Here is a 22,523-nt window from a genome sequence, read left to right on the forward strand (position 1 = left end):
CTCACACCTCAATTAAAAATCCACAAATTAGCTGCTACCAACAACAAGAAAGATTTGCTCATACGCTCCCGCAAACTGGAGATAGCCATATGAGTAGTATTGTAAACCGTACGTGAAGTGAGTCCCATCACCTGGGCTATTTCTTCCGGACTCATCTTCTTATAATACTTAAGATACAATACCTCCCGCTGTTGCTTTGTCAAATTGTTCAGCTCTTTCTGCAAAACTTCCAGCTGTTCTTTTTCCAACTCTGAATGGATAATAGCAGTTTCAATATCGATCTCCAGATCAAACTGATATTCGTTTGTGCCTACTTCATCCAGTGATTTGAATGATCCACTATTCTCTTTTTTCAGTTCGTTCACTATCATGTGTCTCAACGAAACACACAAGTAAGCGGGTATGGATTGAGGTGCCGCGCAAGTTTCTCTTTTCTCAAAGATGTAAACAAACAACGACTGTATCGCCTCGGTCACCAGCGTATCATCACCGGCTATCTTCATGCCATATCCATACAGTAAATCTGCATATTGCTCATAAAGCTGCCGGAATGCCTCTTCATCCCCTTGCTGAATTTTATCCCAGGATAGTGTCTTCATTTCTATTCACTCATTTATATGAGATATGTTTTTCCTTTTTTTACCTGATTTTTTAGTTAAAATCAACGGAATATGTTTTAAAACTCACTTGTAAAGTGGAATTTGATGTGTTTAAAGTCCATCTGCGCCATCTGAAGTACATAACCGGAGTCTGCCAGGAACACATCGCGCCCTTCTCTATCCTTTGCCATATACTGGTATTTACGTTTCTTGAAGGCTTCCAGTTCTGTGGGATCATCGCTTTCTACCCAACAGGCTTTATAAAGACTTACCGGTTCCCAGCGACAGGACGCATTGTATTCATTCAACAAACGGTACTGAATGACCTCAAACTGCAACTGTCCCACCGTACCGATAATCTTACGGCCATTGAACTGATTGACAAACAACTGTGCCACACCTTCATCCATCAACTGATCGATACCTTTCGCCAACTGTTTCTGCTTCATCGGATCGGCATTTTCAATATACTTGAACATCTCCGGCGAGAAGCTCGGCAATCCGCGGAAATGAAGCATTTCACCTTCTGTCAGCGTATCGCCAATCTTAAAGGTACCATTATCCGGCAGACCGATAATATCTCCTGCATAGGCTTCGTCAATCGTTGTTTTACGCTGTGCCATAAATTGGGTGGGCGATGAAAAACGCATGGTCTTTCCATGACGAACGTGCACATAGGGAGCATTGCGGACAAACTTGCCGGAGCAAATCTTACAGAATGCCACACAAGAACGGTGATTGGGATCAATATTGGCTGTGATCTTAAAGATGAATCCGGTGAATTTCGGTTCGTCGGGATTCACTTCACGCTCTTCTGCCTGTACGGGACGAGGACTGGGAGCTATCTCCACGAAACAGTTCAGCAGCTCTTGCACACCGAAGTTGTTCAACGCTGATCCGAAGAATACAGGTGCACAGTCTCCTGCGAGATAGGATTCCGAATCAAATTCGGGATAAACACCTTCGATCAGTTCCAGATCACCACGCAGCTTGTCTGCCAATGGCTTGCCAATCTGCTGATCCAGTTCTTCCGTATGAATATCGACTGCCACTTTTTCCGTTACCATCTGTTTGGATGGCTGGTACAAGTCCAGTTTCTGTTCGTAGATGTTGTATACTCCTTTGAAACGTGCTCCCTGCTCTATCGGCCAGGACAAGGGACGAACCTGAATCATCAGTTCTTCTTCGAGTTCATCGAGCAAGTCGAACGGATCTTTTCCTTCACGGTCCATTTTGTTGACGAAGATTATTACCGGAGTCTTTCTCATGCGGCATACCTCCATCAGTTTACGCGTCTGCGTTTCCACCCCCTTCGCACCGTCTACAACGATGATAACACTGTCTACAGCAGTCAGTGTGCGGTATGTATCTTCAGCAAAGTCCTGGTGACCCGGAGTATCGAGAATGTTGATTTTATAATCCCGATAGTCGAACTCCATCACGGAAGTCGTTACCGAAATACCACGTTGTTTCTCGATTTCCATCCAGTCGGACGTAGCCGTCTTTTTTATCTTATTACTCTTTACAGCACCTGCTACCTGTATCTGACCACCGAAAAGCAATAGCTTTTCCGTCAATGATGTCTTACCGGCATCCGGATGCGCAATAATGGCGAACGTTCGCCGTCTCAAAATTTCTGTATTATCTGCCATAGTTATTAAATTGAGAATTGAAAATTGGAAATTAAAAAATGATACTCAAAGTGGTTTCTTTTTTATTTCTCAACTCTCAATTTTTAATTTCCAATTTCTCCAGGCATCGTTGGAGACTTTCCTCCCAATGGGGGATTTCGATGCCAAATGTTGTTTTTATTTTTGTTTTATCAAGTACAGAGTATGCCGGACGGTTGGCCTTTGCAGGATATTCGGCTGTATGCAGAGGTTTCACTTTGCAGGAGGTTATTCCTGCCAAGCGATGAATAGCCACTGTGAAATCATACCAGGAACAAACGCCTTCATTGCTGAAATGGTAGATGCCGCGGACTATACCTTTATTTATAATGGTATAGATGGCACGTGCCAGGTCATTAGCATAAGTCGGGGTTCCGATCTGGTCGAAAACAACTCCCAGACTGTCACGCTCTTTTCCAAGACGGATCATTGTCTTCACAAAATTATTGCCGAAAGTGGAATAAAGCCATGCAGTACGGATTACGACTGCTTTCTCGCAATAATTCATCACGTCATATTCTCCTTCCAGTTTGGTGGTGCCGTATACGGAGTCCGGACAAGGGTCGCAATCCTCCGTATACGGAGTGTGTGCAGTACCGTCAAAGACATAATCGGTAGATACCTGTATCATGGCGGCTCCGTTGAATTGTGCCGCACTTGCCAATTGTTTCGGTGCTTCGCAATTCAATTGATAGGCTAGTTCCGAATTATCTTCCGCTTTATCTACGGCCGTATATGCGGCACAGTTCACGACAAGCTCAATCCGCTTCTCTGCGATATAAGCCCAAACGGCTTGCTTGTCACAGATGTTAAGCTCCTCTACATCCGTGAAATAATACGTATGTTGCGGGTTCTCTTTTGCAAGCACCTGCATCTCATTGCCAAGCTGACCGTTGGCACCCGTTACCAAAATTCTCATTTATTCATCCAGTTTTAATTCACCTTTACGGTCTTTATCATAATAGTTTGCCAACATAGAAAGGAAACTAGTGATAGCTTCCACTGCCTTAGCAGTACCTTCACTGATAGGCTTTTTTTGAAGACGAAGCAGGAGCACTCCATACAACGCCTCAAAACAGGTCTCCAATTCGGGCTCGTCTTTCTTGCCGTTTTTATTCCGTAATTCTACTATAAACGGCAATGCCTTGAAATAGGCGGCACTGTAAAAAGGAAATTTAGGAGAAGAAGCCAATGCGTTATGCAATTCTGTCAGATTGATAATCACATTCTTATTAATCTGCAAATGACCTTTTTCCCGTACTCCTTCCTCACTCATCATCGTAATCAGGTTGGTATACCATTCTCTCATGGCAGGCTGCTGATCTGCCGGATAACGGGCAATTACATTTACCTCCATCTCTTCCGGTTCACAATGATTGGCGCGGATCAAGTCTTCCTCTTGCCACATATATATAAGGTACTCGGCAATATTCTTCTCTTTCAGTTGTTGTGCTATCTGATTCATAAGTTATCTCTTAATAAAGTGATTCTCCCAACAAAGTAAAAATCAGTCCGGCAAGGGATACCAGCATTACAATACTTCCTACAACACGATTCAGTATCCAGATACCACGCAAGTTGAATTTAGTGCGCACTTTGTTCACAAAGTAAGTAATCCCCAACCACCAGGTCAATGCCCCTATAGCAATAGCAACATATCCTGTAATCTCTTCGAACACCAGAACCCCCGGCTGCACAAAGGCAAAACGGGCGAAAAGTCCGATAAACAGAAAGATTATCAAGGGATTGGAGAGAGTGACGAAAAATGCGGTAATAAAGTTATGGAAATAAGAACCTTTGCTGGAGGAAGCCGGACGAATGGACTGCACCGGGTTGCTACGAAAGGTATATATACCAAAAAGGAGTAGCATGATGCTCCCCAATAATTGCAGATAGAAAATATTCTTATTAATATAATCGAACACAAAGCTCATCCCGTAGCCGGTGAGCAAAGCGTATGCTATATCGCTCAAAGAGGCTCCCAGACCTGTTACAAATCCATACCAACGCCCCTTATTCAAAGTCCTCTGGATGCATAATACGCCCACCGGACCGAGGGGTGCGGACACAACAACGCCAATAATAAAGCCTTTCACTAATATATCGAATATTGTCTCTATCTGAATCATGTCGCAAATATCGCACTTTTTTGTGATATGGGGATAGTATATTAACGTTTTTTCCACACAAGAATCACTATATATAGCGATAATAAGTAAAACGTACATCGAAAATAAACATATTAAATAAGGTATAGGAATTTATTCTCTATTTTTTTCCTACCACCAACGAAATTGATTATCTTTGCGCCACAGAAAAAGAGAAGAGTTTCTCCTGCAGGAACTTCAATCGTAAAATCGTAAATCGTAAAATCGTAAATATACAACATGATTCTTTTTTTCAGAACCCCTTCCAAGAGCGTGATTGCCGTAGAGAGCAACCATCAGCTCACCCCTGACGAAAGTAATAAACTCTGCTGGCTTTTTGGCGAAGCCGTGATGGAAAGTGAAGAAAACCTGAAAGGCTGTTTCGTTGGCCCACGCCGCGAAATGATCACTCCCTGGAGTACAAACGCAGTAGAAATCACCCAAAACATGGGGCTCGAAGACATAAGCCGCATCGAGGAGTACTTCCCTGTTAAGGACGAAAATGCCGATTACGACCCGATGCTCCAACGCATGTACAAAGGACTCGACCAAAACGTATTCACGACAAACCGTCAGCCGGAACCAATCATCTACATTGAAGATCTCGAAGTGTACAACGAAAAAGAAGGTTTGGCTCTTTCCAAAGAAGAAATGGACTACCTGAAGAAAGTAGAAAAGGACCTCGGACGGAAGCTGACCGACTCTGAAGTATTCGGTTTCGCACAAATCAACTCCGAACACTGCCGCCACAAAATTTTCGGCGGAACGTTTATCATCGACGGTGTAGAGCAGGAATCTTCCCTGTTCCAGATGATTAAAAAGACTACACAGGAAAATCCGAATAAAATAATCTCTGCTTATAAAGATAACGTAGCCTTCGCTGAAGGTCCGGTTGTGGAACAATTTGCTCCGGCAGATCATTCAAAACCTGATTTCTTCCAAGTAAAGGACATCAAGAGTGTTATCTCACTGAAAGCGGAAACTCATAACTTCCCTACTACTGTTGAGCCATTCAATGGTGCTTCTACCGGTACCGGCGGTGAAATCCGCGACCGTATGGGTGGTGGTAAAGGTTCATGGCCGATTGCAGGTACTGCAGTCTACATGACTTCTTATCCGCGCACCGATGAAGGACGTGAATGGGAAGAAATACTTCCGGTACGCAAATGGTTGTACCAGACTCCGGAACAGATTCTTATCAAAGCATCCAACGGTGCTTCCGACTTCGGTAACAAGTTCGGCCAGCCGCTGATCTGCGGTTCGGTACTGACTTTCGAACATACAGAAAACAAAGAAGTTTATGGTTACGACAAAGTAATCATGCTTGCCGGCGGTGTGGGTTACGGCACACAACGTGACTGTCTGAAAGGCACACCGGAAGCAGGAAACAAAGTGGTGGTAATCGGTGGTGACAACTATCGTATCGGACTAGGTGGCGGTTCTGTATCTTCTGTAGATACCGGTCGTTACAGCAGTGGTATCGAGTTGAATGCCGTACAACGTGCTAATGCTGAAATGCAGAAACGTGCCAACAACGTAGTACGTGCTCTTTGTGAAGAAGAGGTGAATCCGGTGGTTTCTATCCACGATCACGGCTCTGCCGGACACGTAAACTGTCTGTCCGAACTAGTGGAAGAATGTGGTGGTTTAATCGATATGAGCAAATTGCCTATCGGCGATAAGACTTTGTCGGCAAAAGAAATCATCGCCAACGAGAGCCAGGAACGTATGGGGCTATTGATTAAAGAAGAAGCCATCGAACATGTACGTAAGATTGCCGAACGCGAACGCGCTCCGATGTACGTAGTCGGTGAAACAACCGGCGATCATCGTTTCGCCTTCCAACAGGCTGACGGTGTACGTCCGTTTGATCTTGCTGTAGAGCAGATGTTCGGTTCTTCTCCCAAGACATATATGGTAGACAAAACCGTGGAACGTCATTACGAAATGCCGAAATACGAATTGTCTAAATTACATGAATATCTGACGAATGTATTGCAGCTTGAAGCTGTAGCCTGCAAAGACTGGTTGACGAATAAGGTAGACCGTTCAGTAACAGGTAAAGTGGCTCGTCAGCAATGCCAGGGTGAACTTCAGTTACCGTTGAGCGACTGCGGTGTCGTAGCACTCGACTACCGTGGCGAGAAAGGTATCGCTACCTCTATCGGACATGCTCCGCAAGCAGCATTGGCTGATCCGGCTGCCGGCTCTATTCTTTCTGTATCCGAAGCGCTGACCAATCTTGTTTGGGCTCCAATGGCGGAAGGTATGGATAGCATTTCACTGTCTGCCAACTGGATGTGGCCTTGCCGCTCTCAAGAAGGTGAAGATGCCCGTCTTTACACAGCTGTAAAAGCTTTAAGCGATTTCTGTTGCGCGCTGCAGATCAATGTTCCTACCGGAAAAGACTCTCTATCTATGACACAGAAGTATCCGAACGGCGAGAAAGTGATTTCTCCGGGAACTGTGATTGTTTCTGCCGGTGGTGAAGTTTCCGACGTGAAGAAAGTGGTATCTCCGGTATTGGTTAACAATGAAAAGACTACGCTTTATCATATTGACTTCAGCTTCGATGAACTGAAACTGGGTGGTTCGGCTTTTGCACAATCTCTGGGTAAAGTTGGTGACGAAGTACCTTGCGTACAAGATGCCGAATATTTCCGTGATGCTTTCCTTGCCGTACAGGAACTTGTCAACAAAGGATTGATTCTTGCAGGACACGATATCTCTGCCGGTGGTTTGATCACTACATTGCTCGAAATGTGCTTCTCTAATGTAGAAGGCGGTATGGAAATCAGCCTCGACAAGATGAAAGAACAGGATATCGTTAAGATTCTGTTTGCTGAAAATCCGGGTATCGTTATCCAGATCAGCGACAAGCATAAGGATGAAGTGAAGAAGATTCTGGAAGATGCAGGCGTAGGCTATATAAAGCTGGGTAAACCGACTGACGAACGCCACATTTTGGTATCTAAAGACGGTGCTACTTACCAGTTTGGTATCGATTATATGCGTGACGTATGGTATTCTTCTTCTTACCTGCTCGACCGCAAACAATCTATGAACGGTTGCGCAAAAGCACGTTTTGAAAACTATAAGATGCAACCTGTTGAATTCGCTTTCATGCCGGAATTCAAAGGTAAGCTTTCTCAATACGGTATCACTCCGGATCGTCGTACCCCAAGCGGTATCCGTGCGGCTATCATCCGTGAGAAGGGTACAAACGGTGAGCGCGAAATGGCTTACTCACTCTATTTGGCAGGTTTCGACGTAAAAGACGTTACAATGACCGACCTCATCAGCGGACGCGAAACACTGGAAGACGTAAACATGATCGTTTACTGCGGTGGTTTCTCTAACTCCGATGTACTGGGTTCTGCTAAAGGATGGGCAGGCGCATTCCTGTTCAACCCGAAAGCTAAAGAAGCATTGGATAAATTTTATGCACGCGAAGATACATTGTCATTGGGTGTCTGCAACGGTTGCCAGCTGATGATGGAACTCAATCTTATCAACCCGGAACTGAAGAAGAAAGGAAAAATGCTACATAACAATTCACACAAATTCGAATCACGCTTCCTTGGTCTTACTATCCCGACTAACCGCAGTGTGATGTTCGGCTCTTTAAGTGGAAGCAAACTGGGTATCTGGGTAGCTCACGGAGAAGGAAAATTCTCTTTGCCATATGACGAAGATAAATATAATGTAGTAGCGAAGTATAGCTATGATGAATATCCGGGCAATCCGAACGGTTCCGATTATTCTATCGCAGCACTGGCCAGCGCAGACGGACGCCACTTGGCTATCATGCCTCACTTGGAACGTTCCATCTTCCCATGGCAGAACGGTTGCTATCCGGCCGACCGCAAGAACAGCGATCAGGTTACTCCATGGATAGAAGCGTTTGTCAATGCCCGCAAGTGGGTGGAAGCGAAAATGAAATAAATCATTTCCATATTTTACAGAGGCTGGTACTTTAAATAGTGCCAGCCTCTTATTTTACGGAACTTTCCATTCTACCGGAAGACTTCTGATAGATACCAAAATACCGAAAACAAACAGTATATACAAATAGTTATAAAATAGTCTATTTTCTTCATTTTTGGAGCGCTGTTATCTTTCATCAAAATTTTGTAATATCAAAAAATCTTCTTAATTTTGTCAAACTTTCCCCCTCATAAAAGATTCAATAACCCTTAAAAGTCCTATTTGTATGAAAAAATGGCTTTTTCTAATCTTATTGTTTCCTCTAATTTGTGTCGCGCAGACGTATCGATATCTCGGAGTGGAGGATGGGTTAAGTAACCGGCGGGTTTACTGCATTCAAAAAGATAAAACCGGATACATGTGGTTCCTCACGCACGAAGGTATTGATCGATACAATGGAAAAGAGTTTAAACGATATAAGTTAATGGATGGTGACGCAGAAGTGAACTCTCTGTTAAATCTAAACTGGCTTTATATTGATCAGGAAGGAGTCTTATGGGAAATCGGGAAAAAAGGAAAAGTATTCCGGTATGACCAGATTCACGACTGCTTCAGTCTTGTATATAAATTACCGATGGAAAGTTTCAGCGAACAGCCGGACCCGGTCACTTATGCCTGGCTCGACCAGAACAAACACATCTGGCTATGCAATAAAGATACTATCTTTCTCTATAATACGGACACCAAACAAGTCACCCATATAAAGAATGATATAAGTGAAGAAATCACTGATATTGAACAAATAGACGAATCGCATTTCTTCATCGGTACGGAAATGGGGATTCATTATGCCCAATTAGAAAACAACGCATTGAAACTTATCAATTGCGATAAGTTGGAGAGCGTGAAAGCCCAAGTAAGCGATTTACACTTCGACAAAAAGATTCGGAAACTATTCATCGGCACTTTCTTGCGGGGAATTATGGTTTATGATATGAATACCAAATCCGTCATACGACCGGATTATAACCTGAAAGATATCAGTATCACACGGTTCAAGCCGCTAAATGACAAAGAGTTATTAATAGCTACCGATGGCGGAGGAGTACACAAAATAAATATGGATACTTATCAAATAGTACCCGAAATTGTGGCTGATTATAACAGTAATTGTGGCATGAACGGTAACAGTATCAATGACATTTTTGTGGATGATGAAGAACGGATATGGCTGGCTAATTATCCCATCGGAATCACGATACAAAACAACCGTTATACGAGCTACAAATGGATTAAGCACTCCATCGGTAACAAACAGTCTTTAATCAACGATCAAGTAAATGCCATTATTGAAGACAGAGAGGGAGATTTATGGTTTGCAACGAACAATGGCATCAGTTTTTTTAATTCAAAGACCGGACAATGGCGATCGGTGCTTAGTGCTTTTGAAGAGTCGCAAGGTAATAAAAGCCATATCTTTCTTACTATATGCGAAGTGGCTCCCGGAATTATCTGGGCAGGCGGGTACTCTTCCGGTGCTTACCAGATAGATAAGAAAACGTTCAGTGTCAGCTATTTCATGCCGCCTTTGTACACTCATACAAACAAGCGACCGGATAAATATATACGTGATATTCGTACAGATATGCAGGGTTATATCTGGTCGGGAGGATTCTACAACCTCAAGCGTATTAATCTGAAGACGCAGGAAGTACGGTTTTATGATGGATTAAATTCCATTACCGCCATCGTTGAGAAAGATGAAAAAAGTATGTGGATCGGTAGTGCCACCGGCCTATGTCTTTTAGATAAAGAATCCGGAAAATTCGAGCGCATAAAACTTCCGGTAGAGTCGAACTATATCTATTCCCTGTACCAAGCAAAAAACGGTTCATTGTATATAGGTACCAGCGGGTCGGGACTATTGATTTACGATATTAATAAAAAACTGTTCACTCATTACCACACGGAAAACTGTGCTTTGATATCCAATAATATCTATACCATATTATCGGATGCGGACAAAGATATAATCATGAGTACAGAAAGCGGATTGACAAGTTTTTATCCCAATGAGAAAAAATTCTATAACTGGACCAAAGATATGGGATTGATGACCACCCATTTCAATGCGCTATCAGGTACGTTACGGAAAAACAATAAATTCATTTTAGGCAGTTCTGACGGAGCAGTGGAATTTGACAAGGATATGAAATTGCCCAGAAGTTATTCTTCTAAAATGATTTTCAGCGATTTCAAGCTTTTTTATCAAACAATCTATCCGGGTGATGAGGATTCTCCGTTGAAAGCAAGCATCAATGATACAAAGGTACTAAAGTTAAAATACAATCAAAACAGATTCTCTTTGCAGGTTTCTTCCATCAACTATGACTATCCTTCCAATATTCTTTACTCTTGGAGGCTAGAAGGTTTCTATGATAAATGGAGCAAACCCGGAACAGAGAACACGATTCGTTACACCAATCTTGCCCCGGGCAAATATACGCTAAGGGTACGTGCCATCTCCAATGAAGACAAACGCATCATGCTTGAAGAAAGAAGTATGGATATTATCATAGCCCAACCTTTCTGGCTGACATTCTGGGCCATGCTGGTTTATACAGCTATCCTTTGTCTCATTGCCATCGTCCTATTGCGTATACTGATTTTGAGGAAGCAACGCAAAGTCTCCGATGAGAAAATACACTTCTTTATCAATACGGCACATGATATCCGTACCCCATTGACGCTTATCAAAGCACCTTTGGAAGAACTACGCGAGAAAGAGGAGTTGAGTAAAGAAGGTATTTCGAACATGAATACGGCATTACGAAACGTAAATGCCCTATTACGTCTTACCACCAATCTTATCAACTTTGAAAGAGCGGACGTATATTCTTCCGAATTATATATTTCAGAGCATGAGCTAAACACGTTTATGAATGAAATATTCAACGCGTTCCAGCAGTACGCCAACATCAAACATATCAACTTCACTTATGAAAGTAATTTCAGGTATATGAACGTATGGTTTGATAAAGAAAAGATGGAATCTATCTTTAAGAACATCATTTCGAACGCACTGAAATATACTCCGGAAAATGGAAATGTACAGGTTTTCGTTTCAGAAACATCTGACTCATGGAGCGTGGAAGTCAGAGACACAGGAATCGGCATCCCGGCCAATGAACAAAAGAAATTGTTCAAACTTCATTTCCGTGGCAGCAATGCTATTAATTCCAAAGTAACAGGAAGTGGTATCGGACTGATGCTTGTATGGAAGCTAGTCCGCCTGCATAAAGGAAAGATTAATCTGTCAAGCATCGAAAACCAGGGATCGGTTATCAAAATAACATTCCCTAAAGACAGCAAGCGCTTCCGGAAAGCACATCTGGCAACTCCGAGCAAACAGCGTATAGAAAATACGATTGATAACGTTCCGCCTCCATCACCTGAAATTTACGAAAATGCACAAAAGAAAGAGAACATTAATCATCGTCGCATCTTGATTGTGGAAGATAATGATGAGTTGCGCAACTATCTGTCGCAAACGTTATCCGAGGAGTATTTCGTACAGGTTTGCTCCAATGGAAAAGAAGCATTGACGATTATTCCCGAGTACAAACCAGAGCTGGTTATTTCAGACATTATGATGCCTGAAATGCGGGGGGGGGATGAATTATGCCAAGCTATCAAGAATAATATCGAAACCTCCCACATTCCTGTTATCCTGCTGACTGCTTTGAATAATGAGAAAGATATTCTCTCGGGACTTCAGATTGGTGCGGATGAATACGTTGTGAAGCCATTCAATATTGGTATATTGAAAGCTAATGTTGCCAATCTGCTGGCTAACCGTGCACTATTGCGCAGCAAATTCGCAAATTTAGATCTGAATGATGAGGAAAATGATGAAGACTGCATCAACTGTTCGCAAGACATTGACTGGAAATTCATAGCAAACGTCAAAAAGAACGTGGAAGATAACATTGACAATCCTGCTCTCACGGTAGATGTATTATGCAGCCTGATGGGAATGAGTCGCACAAGTTTTTACAATAAATTAAGGGCATTAACCGATCAGGCACCGGGAGATTATATCCGGCTGATTCGTCTGAAACGTGCCGTACAATTACTAAAAGAAGACACACATAGCATAACAGAAATTGCAGAAATGACGGGATTCAGTGACGCCAAGTACTTCCGCGAAGTATTTAAGAAGCATTATAATGTAAGTCCCAGTCAATATGGCAAAGAGAAAAAAGCAGTTAGTAAGGAAGGAGGAGAAAAGAAAGAATGAACATTTATCTCGAAGCATTTGGAATCTTTTTTAAAATAGGCGCCTTTACTATTGGAGGAGGATATGCAATGGTGCCACTGATTGAAAATGAAATTGTCACCAAACGGAAATGGATTGCGCAGGAAGATTTTATCGATCTGCTGGCTATCTCCCAATCCGCACCGGGAATTTTGGCAGTCAATATTTCTATCTTTATAGGATATAAGCTGCGTGGAATCCGGGGAAGTATTATCACAGCATTGGGAACAATTTTGCCGTCTTTCATTATTATATTGGCTATCGCCCTGTTCTTTCATAGTTTCAAAGACAATCCGATAGTGGAACGTATTTTTAAAGGAATTCGCCCGGCAGTGGTGGCACTCATCGCGGCGCCGACCTTTACCATGGGACGATCCGCAAAAATCAACCGCTACAATCTGTGGATTCCTGTTGTCTCGGCAATATTAATCTGGCTGTTGGGCTTCTCCCCTATCTGGATTATTATTGCGGCCGGTGTAGGAGGTTTCCTGTGGGGGAAATTTAGAAAAGTTGAGAGTTGAGAATGGAGAGTTGAGAAGGCGCGGATTAACGCTGTTGTTTTACAGATTCATAATTCTAAAAGCCGGGAAATCCGTGTAATCCATGCCTAAAATTATTATATAATAAATTATTAATCACATGATTTACCTACAGTTATTCTATACATTTTTCAAGATCGGGCTCTTTGGCTTCGGTGGCGGTTATGCCATGCTTTCCATGATTCAAGGCGAAGTGGTAACCCGCTATGGATGGGTGAGTTCGCAGGAGTTCACGGATATTGTCGCAATCAGCCAAATGACTCCAGGACCTATTGGTATCAACGCAGCTACTTATGTAGGGTTTACTTCTACGGGTAGCGTATGGGGTTCCATCATTGCTACCTTTGCCGTAGTCCTTCCCTCTTTCATCTTGATGTTGACCATCAGTAAATTCTTCCTAAAATACCAGAAACATCCGATAGTAGAATCTATTTTTAATGGATTACGCCCGGCAGTAGTCGGATTACTCGCCTCCGCCGCGTTGGTATTAATGAACGCAGAAAACTTCGGTTCGCCTACGGAAGATACTTATTCATTCGTTATCAGTATCATTATCTTTCTGATTGCATTCATCGGAACAAGAAAATATAAAGCCAATCCGATATTAATGATTATCGCCTGTGGTATTGCAGGTTTGCTGCTCTATTAATAACGAGCGGCTGAACAGTAAACAAAAAAACAGTAAACAAAAAAACGGTGAATAAACTGCGTTATCATTCAGCAGAGTGTTCACCGTTTTATCGTTGTTTATTCTATACCTTTACAGTTTTAACTTCTTACTTACGGATTTCGATTCATTATGTAAACGATCTAAAGCTGTCACTACATAACGGCATTTTGTTTTTCCTGTTTCATAAGGAAGTCTATAGAATGGATTGCGCGTGATAGCTACAATATGAGAAGGATCGTCCAAATTCACCTTTTCTTTACTGTCAAAACGATAGACTACATATTGAACTGCCTTATCCATCTCTGTATCAGCTTTCGGAGCTGTCCAAAAAAGGATATAGCCATCTTCCGTCCATACCTTTTTCATTTTACGTACCTTGCCCGGAGCTTTATCATCCATAAAATCAAAGACTGGAATCAAAGCAGGATATTTATGATATTCACTGATTAAAGCATCGCGATATCTACCCTGGTTCTCAACAACAGCTGCTGCATACCATTGACAGCTACCTCCGATTGTTTGGTAAGCACGTTGCAAAGCCATCTTGCGGGGAAGCTGATTGATAGAAGAATTCTGCGGATCGGCAAACTGAACTGTCTTTGGCACCGACTGACCAATGAACAACGGCCGGTTTTCCGAATGAGTAGCCCACCATTTCACCAGTGTCTCATAGTCGGCAGCTTTGTGGCCAATCTCCCAGTAAATTTGCGGAATATTATAATCAATCCATCCTTCACGTGCCCAAAGGAGTACATCGGCATAAAGATCATCATAGTTCTGCAAACCATTGGTGTTGCTTCCCAATGGATCGCTCTTCTGATTACGATAAATACCGAACGGACTGATACCAAACTTCACCCAAGGCTTGATGCCACGAATCGTTTCGTGAAGCTTCTTTATCAACACATTCACATTACTACGACGCCAATCTGCCTTATTGGTGAAACCTCCACCATAACGGGCGAAACTTGCATCATCCGGAAAATCTAATCCATTAACCGGATAAGGATAGAAATAATCATCCATGTGGATAGCGTCCACGTCATAACGGGACACAATGTCGGTCACAATTTTGCAGATATACTCCCGACTTTCAGGAAGTGCCGGGTCGAAGTATAGCTGATCGCCATAAGTAACAAACCATTCCGGATGCTGGTGATAAATATGTTCCGGTGCCAACTTATTCTTTAATGAAGTCTTCACACGGTAAGGATTGATCCAGGCATGAAACTCCATATTACGTTTCTGACATTCTTCAATCATAAACTGCATCGGGTCCCACATAGGAGAAGGCGTCTGCCCTTGCGTTCCTGTCAGGAAACGGCTCCACGGTTCATATTGGGAAGCGTATAATGCATCCGCTTCAGGGCGCACCTGAAAGATGATCGCATTAATTCCGGCTTCCTGAAGAGAATTCAACTGGCTAATCAATATTTGCTTCAGTCGCTCTGTAGGAATGCCACGAAACTGGCCATTGACAGCCTGTATCCATGCTCCACGGAATTCACGTTTAGGATATTTATTGCCTGATGGCACCTGTGCCCTCACTCCTACCACCAGAAGAAGAGCTAAAAGTAAAAGATAGTTTTTCAGCTTCATAATATTCTTAAATCGTAATAATGTGACGCAAAGATAATACAAACTCCCGATAAATTCGCTAACTTTGCCGACTACCATAAAAAAGGAGTATTTTATGTCAGAAAACAACTATATTTCGATCAAAGGCGCACGAGTCAACAACCTAAAAAACATCGATGTAGATATTCCCCGCAACAAACTTGTTGTTATCACCGGATTGTCGGGTTCGGGAAAATCATCACTTGCTTTTGATACCCTTTATGCAGAGGGACAACGCCGCTACGTAGAAAGCTTAAGCAGCTACGCGCGTCAGTTCCTGGGGAGAATGAGCAAACCGGAGTGTGACTTTATCAAAGGAATTCCTCCCGCCATTGCCATCGAACAAAAAGTGAACAGCCGTAATCCCCGTTCCACCGTGGGCACCTCGACTGAAATTTACGAATATCTACGCCTGTTATATTCACGGGTGGGAAAAACGTATAGTCCCATCAGCAGGCAAGAAGTGAAGAAGCACTCCACAGAGGACATCGTCAACTGTATGCTTTCCTATCCGGAAGGCACAAGATATACGGTACTGACGCCTATCCGCCTGCGTGAAGACCGCACATTACAACAGCAATTGGAGATAGACCTGAAACAAGGATTCAACCGTATCGAAGTGAACGGTGAAATGAAACGAATCGATGAATATACGCCTGTGGCAGGTGATGAAGTCTATCTGCTGGTCGACCGTATGGCGGTTGCCACCAGCAAAGACGCCATCAGCCGACTGACAGATTCTGCCGAAACAGCCATGTATGAAGGCGACGGAACCTGTATGCTGCGTTTTTTTCTATCGGATGGAACTACGAAACTTCATACTTTCAGCACTAAATTCGAAGCGGACGGCATCATCTTTGAAGAACCGAACGACCAGATGTTTTCATTCAACTCGCCTATCGGCGCTTGTCCGGCGTGCGAAGGATTCGGCAAAGTAATCGGCATTGACGAGCACTTAGTCGTTCCGGATCGTTCATTATCGGTATATGAAGGAGCTATCGTATGCTGGCGTGGCGAAAAGATGGGTGAATGGAAAGAAGAATTAATTCATAATGCGGAGAAATTCGACTTCCCCATTTTCACTCCTTATTATGAGTTGACAGACGCGCAACGCAGGTTACTTTGGGAAGGCAACCAATATTTCCACGGCATCAATGATTTTTTCAAGATGCTGGAAGAAAATCAATATAAGATACAATACCGGGTGATGCTGGCGCGTTACCGGGGAAAGACGCTTTGCCCGAAATGCCACGGCACCCGCCTGAAACCGGAAGCCGGATATGTACGGGTGGGCGGAAAGAATATTTCCGAACTGGTGGATTTGCCCATCACAGAACTGAAGCAATTCTTCGACCATCTGGAACTGGATGAGCACGACAGCAATGTGTCCCGACGTATTCTGATTGAAATAAATAGCCGGATTCGCTTTTTAATCGATGTAGGTTTGGGCTATCTGACGTTGAACCGACTTAGTAATTCCTTATCGGGTGGAGAAAGCCAGCGTATCAATCTGGCAACCTCGCTGGGAAGTAGCCTTGTGGGCAGTCTTTATATTCTCGACGAGCCAAGCATCGGACTGCATAGCCGTGATACAGACCGCCTGCTCCATGTGTTGCGTCAACTGCAACAATTAGGAAATACGGTAGTAGTGGTAGAGCACGATGAAGAGATTATCCGTGCAGCGGATTACATTATCGACATAGGTCCCAATGCCGGACGTCTGGGTGGAGAAGTTGTTTACCAGGGAGATATGAAGGATTTAAAGAAGGGAAGCAACAGCTATACGGTACGTTATCTTTTAGGAGAAGATGAAATACCTGTTCCGGAGCATCGCCGCCCGTGGAATAATTATATAGAATTGAAAGGCGCACGTGAGAATAATCTGAAAGGAGTAAACGTACGTATCCCTCTCAATGTAATGACAGTTGTTACGGGTGTTTCCGGTTCCGGGAAGAGTACATTGGTGAGAGATATTTTCTTCCGGGCATTGAAACGTGAATTAGACGAATGTAGCGACCGACCGGGAGAATTCTCTTCAATCGGAGGAAGTTTGCGTGACCTGCGGAATGTAGAATTTGTAGACCAGAACCCGATTGGCAAATCATCGCGCTCAAATCCGGTGACTTACATCAAGGCTTACGACGAAATCCGTAAACTATGGTCCGAACAACCTTTGGCGAAGCAAATGGGATATACCCCCGGATTCTTCAGTTTCAATAGCGAAGGCGGACGTTGCGAAGAGTGTAAAGGAGAAGGAACCATTACTGTAGAAATGCAATTTATGGCAGACTTGGTATTGGAGTGTGAATCTTGTCATGGAAAACGCTTCAAATCCGACACGCTGGAAGTGAAATTCAACGATAAAAGTATCTACGATGTATTGGAGATGACCGTCAACCAAGCGATTGAGTTCTTCAACGAACATGGACAGAAGAAAATTGTGAAGAAGTTGCTTCCTTTGCAGGATGTAGGACTGGGATATATCAAATTAGGACAGGCTTCTTCTACCCTTTCCGGTGGTGAAAACCAACGTGTCAAACTCGCATTTTATTTAAGTCAGGAGAAAGCTGACCCAACGATGTTTATCTTTGACGAACCGACTACAGGATTACACTTTCATGATATCCGCAAACTGCTGGATGCTTTCGACGCATTGATTCGCCGGGGACACAGCATCGTTATCATCGAGCATAACATGGACGTCATCAAATGTGCCGATTATGTAATCGATCTCGGACCGGAAGGTGGAGATAAAGGCGGAAATATCGTAGCAGTGGGTACCCCGGAAGAAGTTGCTGCCTGCGGAGCAAGCTATACAGGGCAGTTTCTGAAAGAAAAACTAGGATAAGCAATCGTCAAAACTATAATAATACATTTATGTAATTAAGCCCTTGCAGAAGTTCTATATCTGCAAGGGCTTAATATATGAAAAAAATCAATCTCTCTTACAAGTAGAAACCGAATCCAATCTTCACACCGAAACGTGACATATCTCCATCATTGAAACGCCATTTATAATAAACGGCAGGTTCAATGGTTACCGTACGCGAAAGAAAGTAAGCGTATCCGGCTTCGATACCCAGTCCCCAGTCTGTCTGATGTTTTCCACCACTCCAACGGAAGCGGTTCCAGTCGAGTCCACCACCCAGATAGATACCGGTTTTATTGAAGTAGAAGCGTACTCCTGTGCCCAGTGTATACTCATCTACCGGTTTCGACCAGTCGGCTCCGGCATTTACCATCAAGGCAATACCCTCGGCAAAGAATGTACCGACCTGTGCACCAACTCCAAACTTTGCTTTATCGTTTTTACTATACGAAAAGTCCAACCCCGACAATGAAGGATTAATAATCGTAGTTCCTTTCTCAAATTGCGCTTGTGCAGTAAAAGAGACTGCCAATAAGCAAAGAGCCAAAGCTAATTTCTTCATAAACTTACTTTTTTAAGTGAATAGATTGTTCGTCTTTTTTGCGGCGTTCGCGCATTTGTTCCTTTTTCCGAAGCACCAGCCAAAGAAGGAGGACGATGACATAAGAAACTGCCACCGTAATTATTTTCTCTGTCAGGCTGACTTCCGTATTACGAGGCAACAAATAAGCCGCTGTTACAGATACATAAATAAGGAATGCAAGCGCCACTCCTGTTGATTTTCTTATTTTCTTCATTCTGATAATTTTCTTGTTTTTTGCTTATTTATCCAGATATAGAACCAAACAGTCGCAACCATTACACACGCTATACCAACGCCATAGGAGACTGTATGCGAGAGTCCTAATCCTTCAGGAGCAATACATATATAAGTAGAACATACACATGTCATAAACAGTGCCGGTACCAAAGTAATGATATAAGGTTTCTTGGATACCGCCAGAAAAACTGTTATAGCCCACAAGGTAAACACAGCCAATGTCTGATTTGCCCAGGCAAAATAACGCCATATCATATTAAATCCGTTTGCATCACGCAAACTATACAAAAGCAAACCAATAGCCACTATAAACATCGGAATACAAATGTACAAACGACGGCGCATACTTTTTTGTTCCATTCCCAGAAAGTCTGCCACAATCAGACGTGCCGAACGGAAAGCCGTATCACCCGAAGTTATCGGAGCTGCAATCACTCCCAAAATGGCAAGTACTCCGCCGATTGCTCCCAACCATTCTTTTGTAATAGCATCAACGATAACAGAAGCATTGCTTTCTTCCATTCCGTTTTCATGGAAAAAATAAGTAGCGGCAGCAGCCCAAATAAGAGCAACAATGCCCTCGGTAATCATTGCACCGTAAAATACCGGACGTCCATGCCGTTCCGAAGTCATACAACGGGCCATCAATGGGCTTTGCGTAGCATGGAAACCTGAAATGGCACCACAAGCAATACTCACAAACATAATCGGGAAGATAGGAAGTTCGCTCGCTTCCGGGTTCGTATTTTGCAATCCGTCCCATAACTCCGGCAAAGCCGGATGGTTAACATAGAGCATCACCAAAATGCCTACTGCCATAAACAACAAGGCAACCGCAAACAATGGGTAGATTTTACCTATTATTTTATCAACAGGCAGCAAAGTAGCCAGAATATAATATGCAAATACAACGATAATCCAAAACGTAGCATCCAAACTTTCCGGTGTCAGTTTAGCCAACAATCCGGCAGGACCTGCAACAAAAACCGAACCCACCAGAATCATTAAAATGACAGTGAATCCTCTCATCACCTGCTTGGTAGTCAGTCCCAAATAACGCCCTATTATTTCCGGCAGGCTTTCACCTCCATTACGCAAAGAAAGCATTCCGGCAAAATAATCATGCACTGCCCCCGCAAAAATACTTCCCAGCACAATCCACAAGTATGAAGAGCTACCAAATTTCGCTCCCATGATTGCTCCGAAAATAGGACCTAATCCGGCAATATTGAGAAATTGAATCATGAAAATCTTCCAGGTGGGCAATGGAATATAGTCCACTCCATCCGCCTTGGTAAGAGCCGGTGTTTTACGGTCGTCAGGACCAAAGACGCGTTCCATCAGGCGTCCATACGTAAAATAGCCTACTATCAACGCCAGCAGGCATAGAGTAAATGTAATCATAGCGTGTCGTTTTTTTAACTTGGCAAATGTAACATAATCTCACGAAACAGCCCAACAATACCGACACTTTTACTAACTTTGCAGGGATTTAAAACAAAAAATAAAGGATATGCGCTATACTATTTTCATTCTTTCACTTTTGTTTCCTTTCCTCTCAATTGTTGCGCAACCCAAGCACGAAGTTCGTGCCGCATGGGTGACAGCGGTGTACGGACTGGATTGGCCTCGCACACGTGCAACAACCCCTCAAACAATCCGCAAGCAGAAAGAAGAGTTAATAGATATTCTTGATAAGTTGAAGGCTGCCAACTTCAACACTGTCCTATTTCAAACCCGTACTCGTGGAGATGTATTATATCCTTCAGCAATCGAACCTTTCAATTCGATCCTGACCGGAAAAACAGGAGGAAATCCAGGATATGATCCACTGGCTTTTGCCATTGAAGAATGTCATAAGCGAGGGATGGAATGTCATGCCTGGATGGTAACTATCCCACTAGGGAATAAGAAGCATGTTGCTTCGCTCGGCAGTCAGTCTGTCACCAAGCGGATGAAAGAAATATGCGTTCCTTACAAGCGCGAATATTTCCTCAATCCGGGACATCCGGCAACGAAGGAGTATTTGATGAAACTGGTGCGGGAAGTCGTTAGCGGTTATGATGTGGACGGAGTGCATTTCGACTATCTGCGTTATCCGGAGAATGCTCCTCTTTTTCCTGATAAATATGATTTCCGCCGATACAATAAAGGACGCACACTGGATCAGTGGCGCCGGGATAATATCTCCGAAATTGTACGTTATATATATATAGGTGTAAAAGCTATGAAGCCTTGGGTGAAAGTAAGTACCTGCCCGGTAGGTAAATACCGTGATACTTCTCGTTACCCCTCCCGGGGATGGAATGCTTTCTTTACCGTTTATCAGGACTCGCAAGGTTGGATGGGAGAAGGTATTATGGATCAAATTTATCCGATGATGTATTTCCAGGGAAACAATTTCTACCCTTTTGCCCTCGACTGGCAGGAACAGAGCAACGGACGGCAGGTGATTCCGGGACTCGGCATTTATTTTCTCCATCCCGATGAAGGCAAATGGACACGCGACGAGATAGACCGCCAAATAAACTTCATCCGCAATCATGATATGGCAGGTGAAGGGCACTATCGGGTGAAATATCTCATGGAGAACACACAAGGCATTTATGATGAGCTAGCCGAAAACTTCTACGCATATCCAGCTTTACAGCCCCCGATGCCTTGGCTGGACAATGTTCCGCCTACGGCTCCGTCGGAGTTGAAAATAACAAATATCGAGAATGGATATACGGAACTAAAATGGCAGGCTGCTACGGATAATGACGAACGTAACAAACCTATGTATGTTATTTATGCTTCCAATGAGTATCCGGTAGACACCAGCCGACCGGTAAATATCGTAGCGCAGAATATCAGGGAGACAAGTTATATCTATGCCCCTATCCTGCCTTGGAATGCTAAAAAGCATTTCGCTGTTACGGCCGTAGACCGTTACGGAAATGAAAGCGTAGCGATACAAGAATAATTTCATTCCCAAGGAGTAAAACCGAACTAAATACTACATAGAGAAAAAAACATCTATCATACTATCATCAATTCCCATATCATCCTAATTGTCAGTGGAATAAGTATGATAGATGCCTTGAAAGAAAGGTATCTATCATACTTTTATTGCAAAAAATGGGCATCTATCATTCCTATACTTTGTCTATTTGGGCGTAGCATATAGGTAAAATGCCCATTTAAAGGCATAAGAATGCACACTTTACAGGATGATAATCCGTATTTGGCAACTTAATAATCCAGTTAGAATATCAGTCTTTTTATAGCCCACATAGGCAGGCTGTACAGCCCACGTATGCAAACCGTACAGCCCACATACGTAGGCTGTACGGCACACATGTGTG

15 protein-coding genes are annotated in these 22,523 nt (G+C 43.2%); 6 read left to right on the forward strand and 9 right to left on the reverse strand.

Translation table 11 applies throughout. The annotated features are described in order from the left end of the window. Positions 1-8: 8 nt before the first annotated feature. The 5 genes from Bovatus_RS08715 to Bovatus_RS08735 form a co-directional block, all read right to left on the reverse strand. Positions 9-599 (reverse strand): RNA polymerase sigma factor, encoded by a 591-nt coding sequence (locus tag Bovatus_RS08715; protein WP_004300948.1) that lies wholly within the window; start codon positions 597-599, stop codon positions 9-11. A gap of 77 nt (positions 600-676) precedes the next feature. Further along, on the reverse strand, positions 677-2,251 hold the full coding sequence (locus tag Bovatus_RS08720) for a peptide chain release factor 3 (protein ID WP_004300949.1): 1,575 nt from the start codon (positions 2,249-2,251) through the stop codon (positions 677-679). 76 nt (positions 2,252-2,327) lie between these two features. Then, on the reverse strand, positions 2,328-3,188 hold the full coding sequence (rfbD, locus tag Bovatus_RS08725) for a dTDP-4-dehydrorhamnose reductase (RefSeq protein WP_004300950.1): 861 nt from the start codon (positions 3,186-3,188) through the stop codon (positions 2,328-2,330). Continuing rightward, positions 3,189-3,734 carry a DUF4924 family protein gene (locus Bovatus_RS08730; RefSeq protein ID WP_004300951.1) on the reverse strand — a complete coding sequence of 182 codons (546 nt, stop codon included), beginning with the start codon at positions 3,732-3,734 and terminating at the stop codon, positions 3,189-3,191. 10 nt (positions 3,735-3,744) lie between these two features. Continuing rightward, entirely contained in the window at positions 3,745-4,398 is a 654-nt protein-coding gene (locus Bovatus_RS08735; RefSeq protein WP_008774798.1) for a LysE family translocator, read from the reverse strand. A gap of 258 nt (positions 4,399-4,656) precedes the next feature. Here Bovatus_RS08735 and purL point away from each other — a divergent pair, with 258 nt between their 5' ends. From purL to Bovatus_RS08755, 4 genes are all read left to right on the forward strand, one after another. Continuing rightward, complete coding sequence (purL, locus tag Bovatus_RS08740; RefSeq protein ID WP_004300954.1) at positions 4,657-8,361, forward strand: phosphoribosylformylglycinamidine synthase; 3,705 nt, start codon at positions 4,657-4,659, stop codon at positions 8,359-8,361. A 268-nt stretch (positions 8,362-8,629) separates the two neighbouring features. After that, the gene (locus Bovatus_RS08745) at positions 8,630-12,643 is read left to right on the forward strand and encodes a hybrid sensor histidine kinase/response regulator transcription factor (RefSeq protein ID WP_004300956.1); all 4,014 of its coding nucleotides are present in this window, start codon (positions 8,630-8,632) and stop codon (positions 12,641-12,643) included. Then, complete coding sequence (locus tag Bovatus_RS08750) at positions 12,640-13,182, forward strand: chromate transporter (protein ID WP_004300957.1); 543 nt, start codon at positions 12,640-12,642, stop codon at positions 13,180-13,182. Before Bovatus_RS08745 ends, Bovatus_RS08750 begins: the two co-directional genes overlap by 4 nt. A 118-nt stretch (positions 13,183-13,300) precedes the next feature. Next, the gene (locus Bovatus_RS08755; protein WP_004300958.1) at positions 13,301-13,849 is read left to right on the forward strand and encodes a chromate transporter; all 549 of its coding nucleotides are present in this window, start codon (positions 13,301-13,303) and stop codon (positions 13,847-13,849) included. A gap of 111 nt (positions 13,850-13,960) precedes the next feature. Here the strand turns inward: Bovatus_RS08755 and Bovatus_RS08760 are convergent, their stop codons facing one another. Continuing rightward, the gene (locus Bovatus_RS08760; protein WP_004300959.1) at positions 13,961-15,547 is read right to left on the reverse strand and encodes a glycoside hydrolase family 10 protein; all 1,587 of its coding nucleotides are present in this window, start codon (positions 15,545-15,547) and stop codon (positions 13,961-13,963) included. Between the two features lie 16 nt (positions 15,548-15,563). Between Bovatus_RS08760 and uvrA the strand changes: the two genes are divergently transcribed. Beyond that, positions 15,564-18,335 carry an excinuclease ABC subunit UvrA gene (uvrA, locus tag Bovatus_RS08765; protein WP_004300960.1) on the forward strand — a complete coding sequence of 924 codons (2,772 nt, stop codon included), beginning with the start codon at positions 15,564-15,566 and terminating at the stop codon, positions 18,333-18,335. Between the two features lie 97 nt (positions 18,336-18,432). Here uvrA and Bovatus_RS08770 read toward each other — a convergent pair whose 3' ends face one another. The 3 genes from Bovatus_RS08770 to Bovatus_RS08780 are packed head-to-tail and all read right to left on the reverse strand — an operon-like array spanning position 18,433 to position 20,580. Further along, on the reverse strand, positions 18,433-18,918 hold the full coding sequence (locus Bovatus_RS08770) for an outer membrane beta-barrel protein (RefSeq protein ID WP_004300961.1): 486 nt from the start codon (positions 18,916-18,918) through the stop codon (positions 18,433-18,435). Between the two features lie 4 nt (positions 18,919-18,922). After that, complete coding sequence (locus Bovatus_RS08775; protein ID WP_004300962.1) at positions 18,923-19,153, reverse strand: hypothetical protein; 231 nt, start codon at positions 19,151-19,153, stop codon at positions 18,923-18,925. Next, the gene (locus Bovatus_RS08780; protein ID WP_004300963.1) at positions 19,150-20,580 is read right to left on the reverse strand and encodes a carbon starvation CstA family protein; all 1,431 of its coding nucleotides are present in this window, start codon (positions 20,578-20,580) and stop codon (positions 19,150-19,152) included. The genes Bovatus_RS08775 and Bovatus_RS08780 overlap by 4 nt, the downstream gene beginning before the upstream one ends. A 109-nt stretch (positions 20,581-20,689) precedes the next feature. On the opposite strand from Bovatus_RS08780, the gene Bovatus_RS08785 reads away from it, so the two are divergent. Further along, complete coding sequence (locus tag Bovatus_RS08785) at positions 20,690-22,141, forward strand: glycoside hydrolase family 10 protein (protein ID WP_004300964.1); 1,452 nt, start codon at positions 20,690-20,692, stop codon at positions 22,139-22,141. Positions 22,142-22,523 lie beyond the last annotated feature (382 nt).

Origin of the sequence: Bacteroides ovatus (genome assembly GCF_001314995.1) — a bacterium.
GTDB lineage: Bacteria > Bacteroidota > Bacteroidia > Bacteroidales > Bacteroidaceae > Bacteroides > Bacteroides ovatus.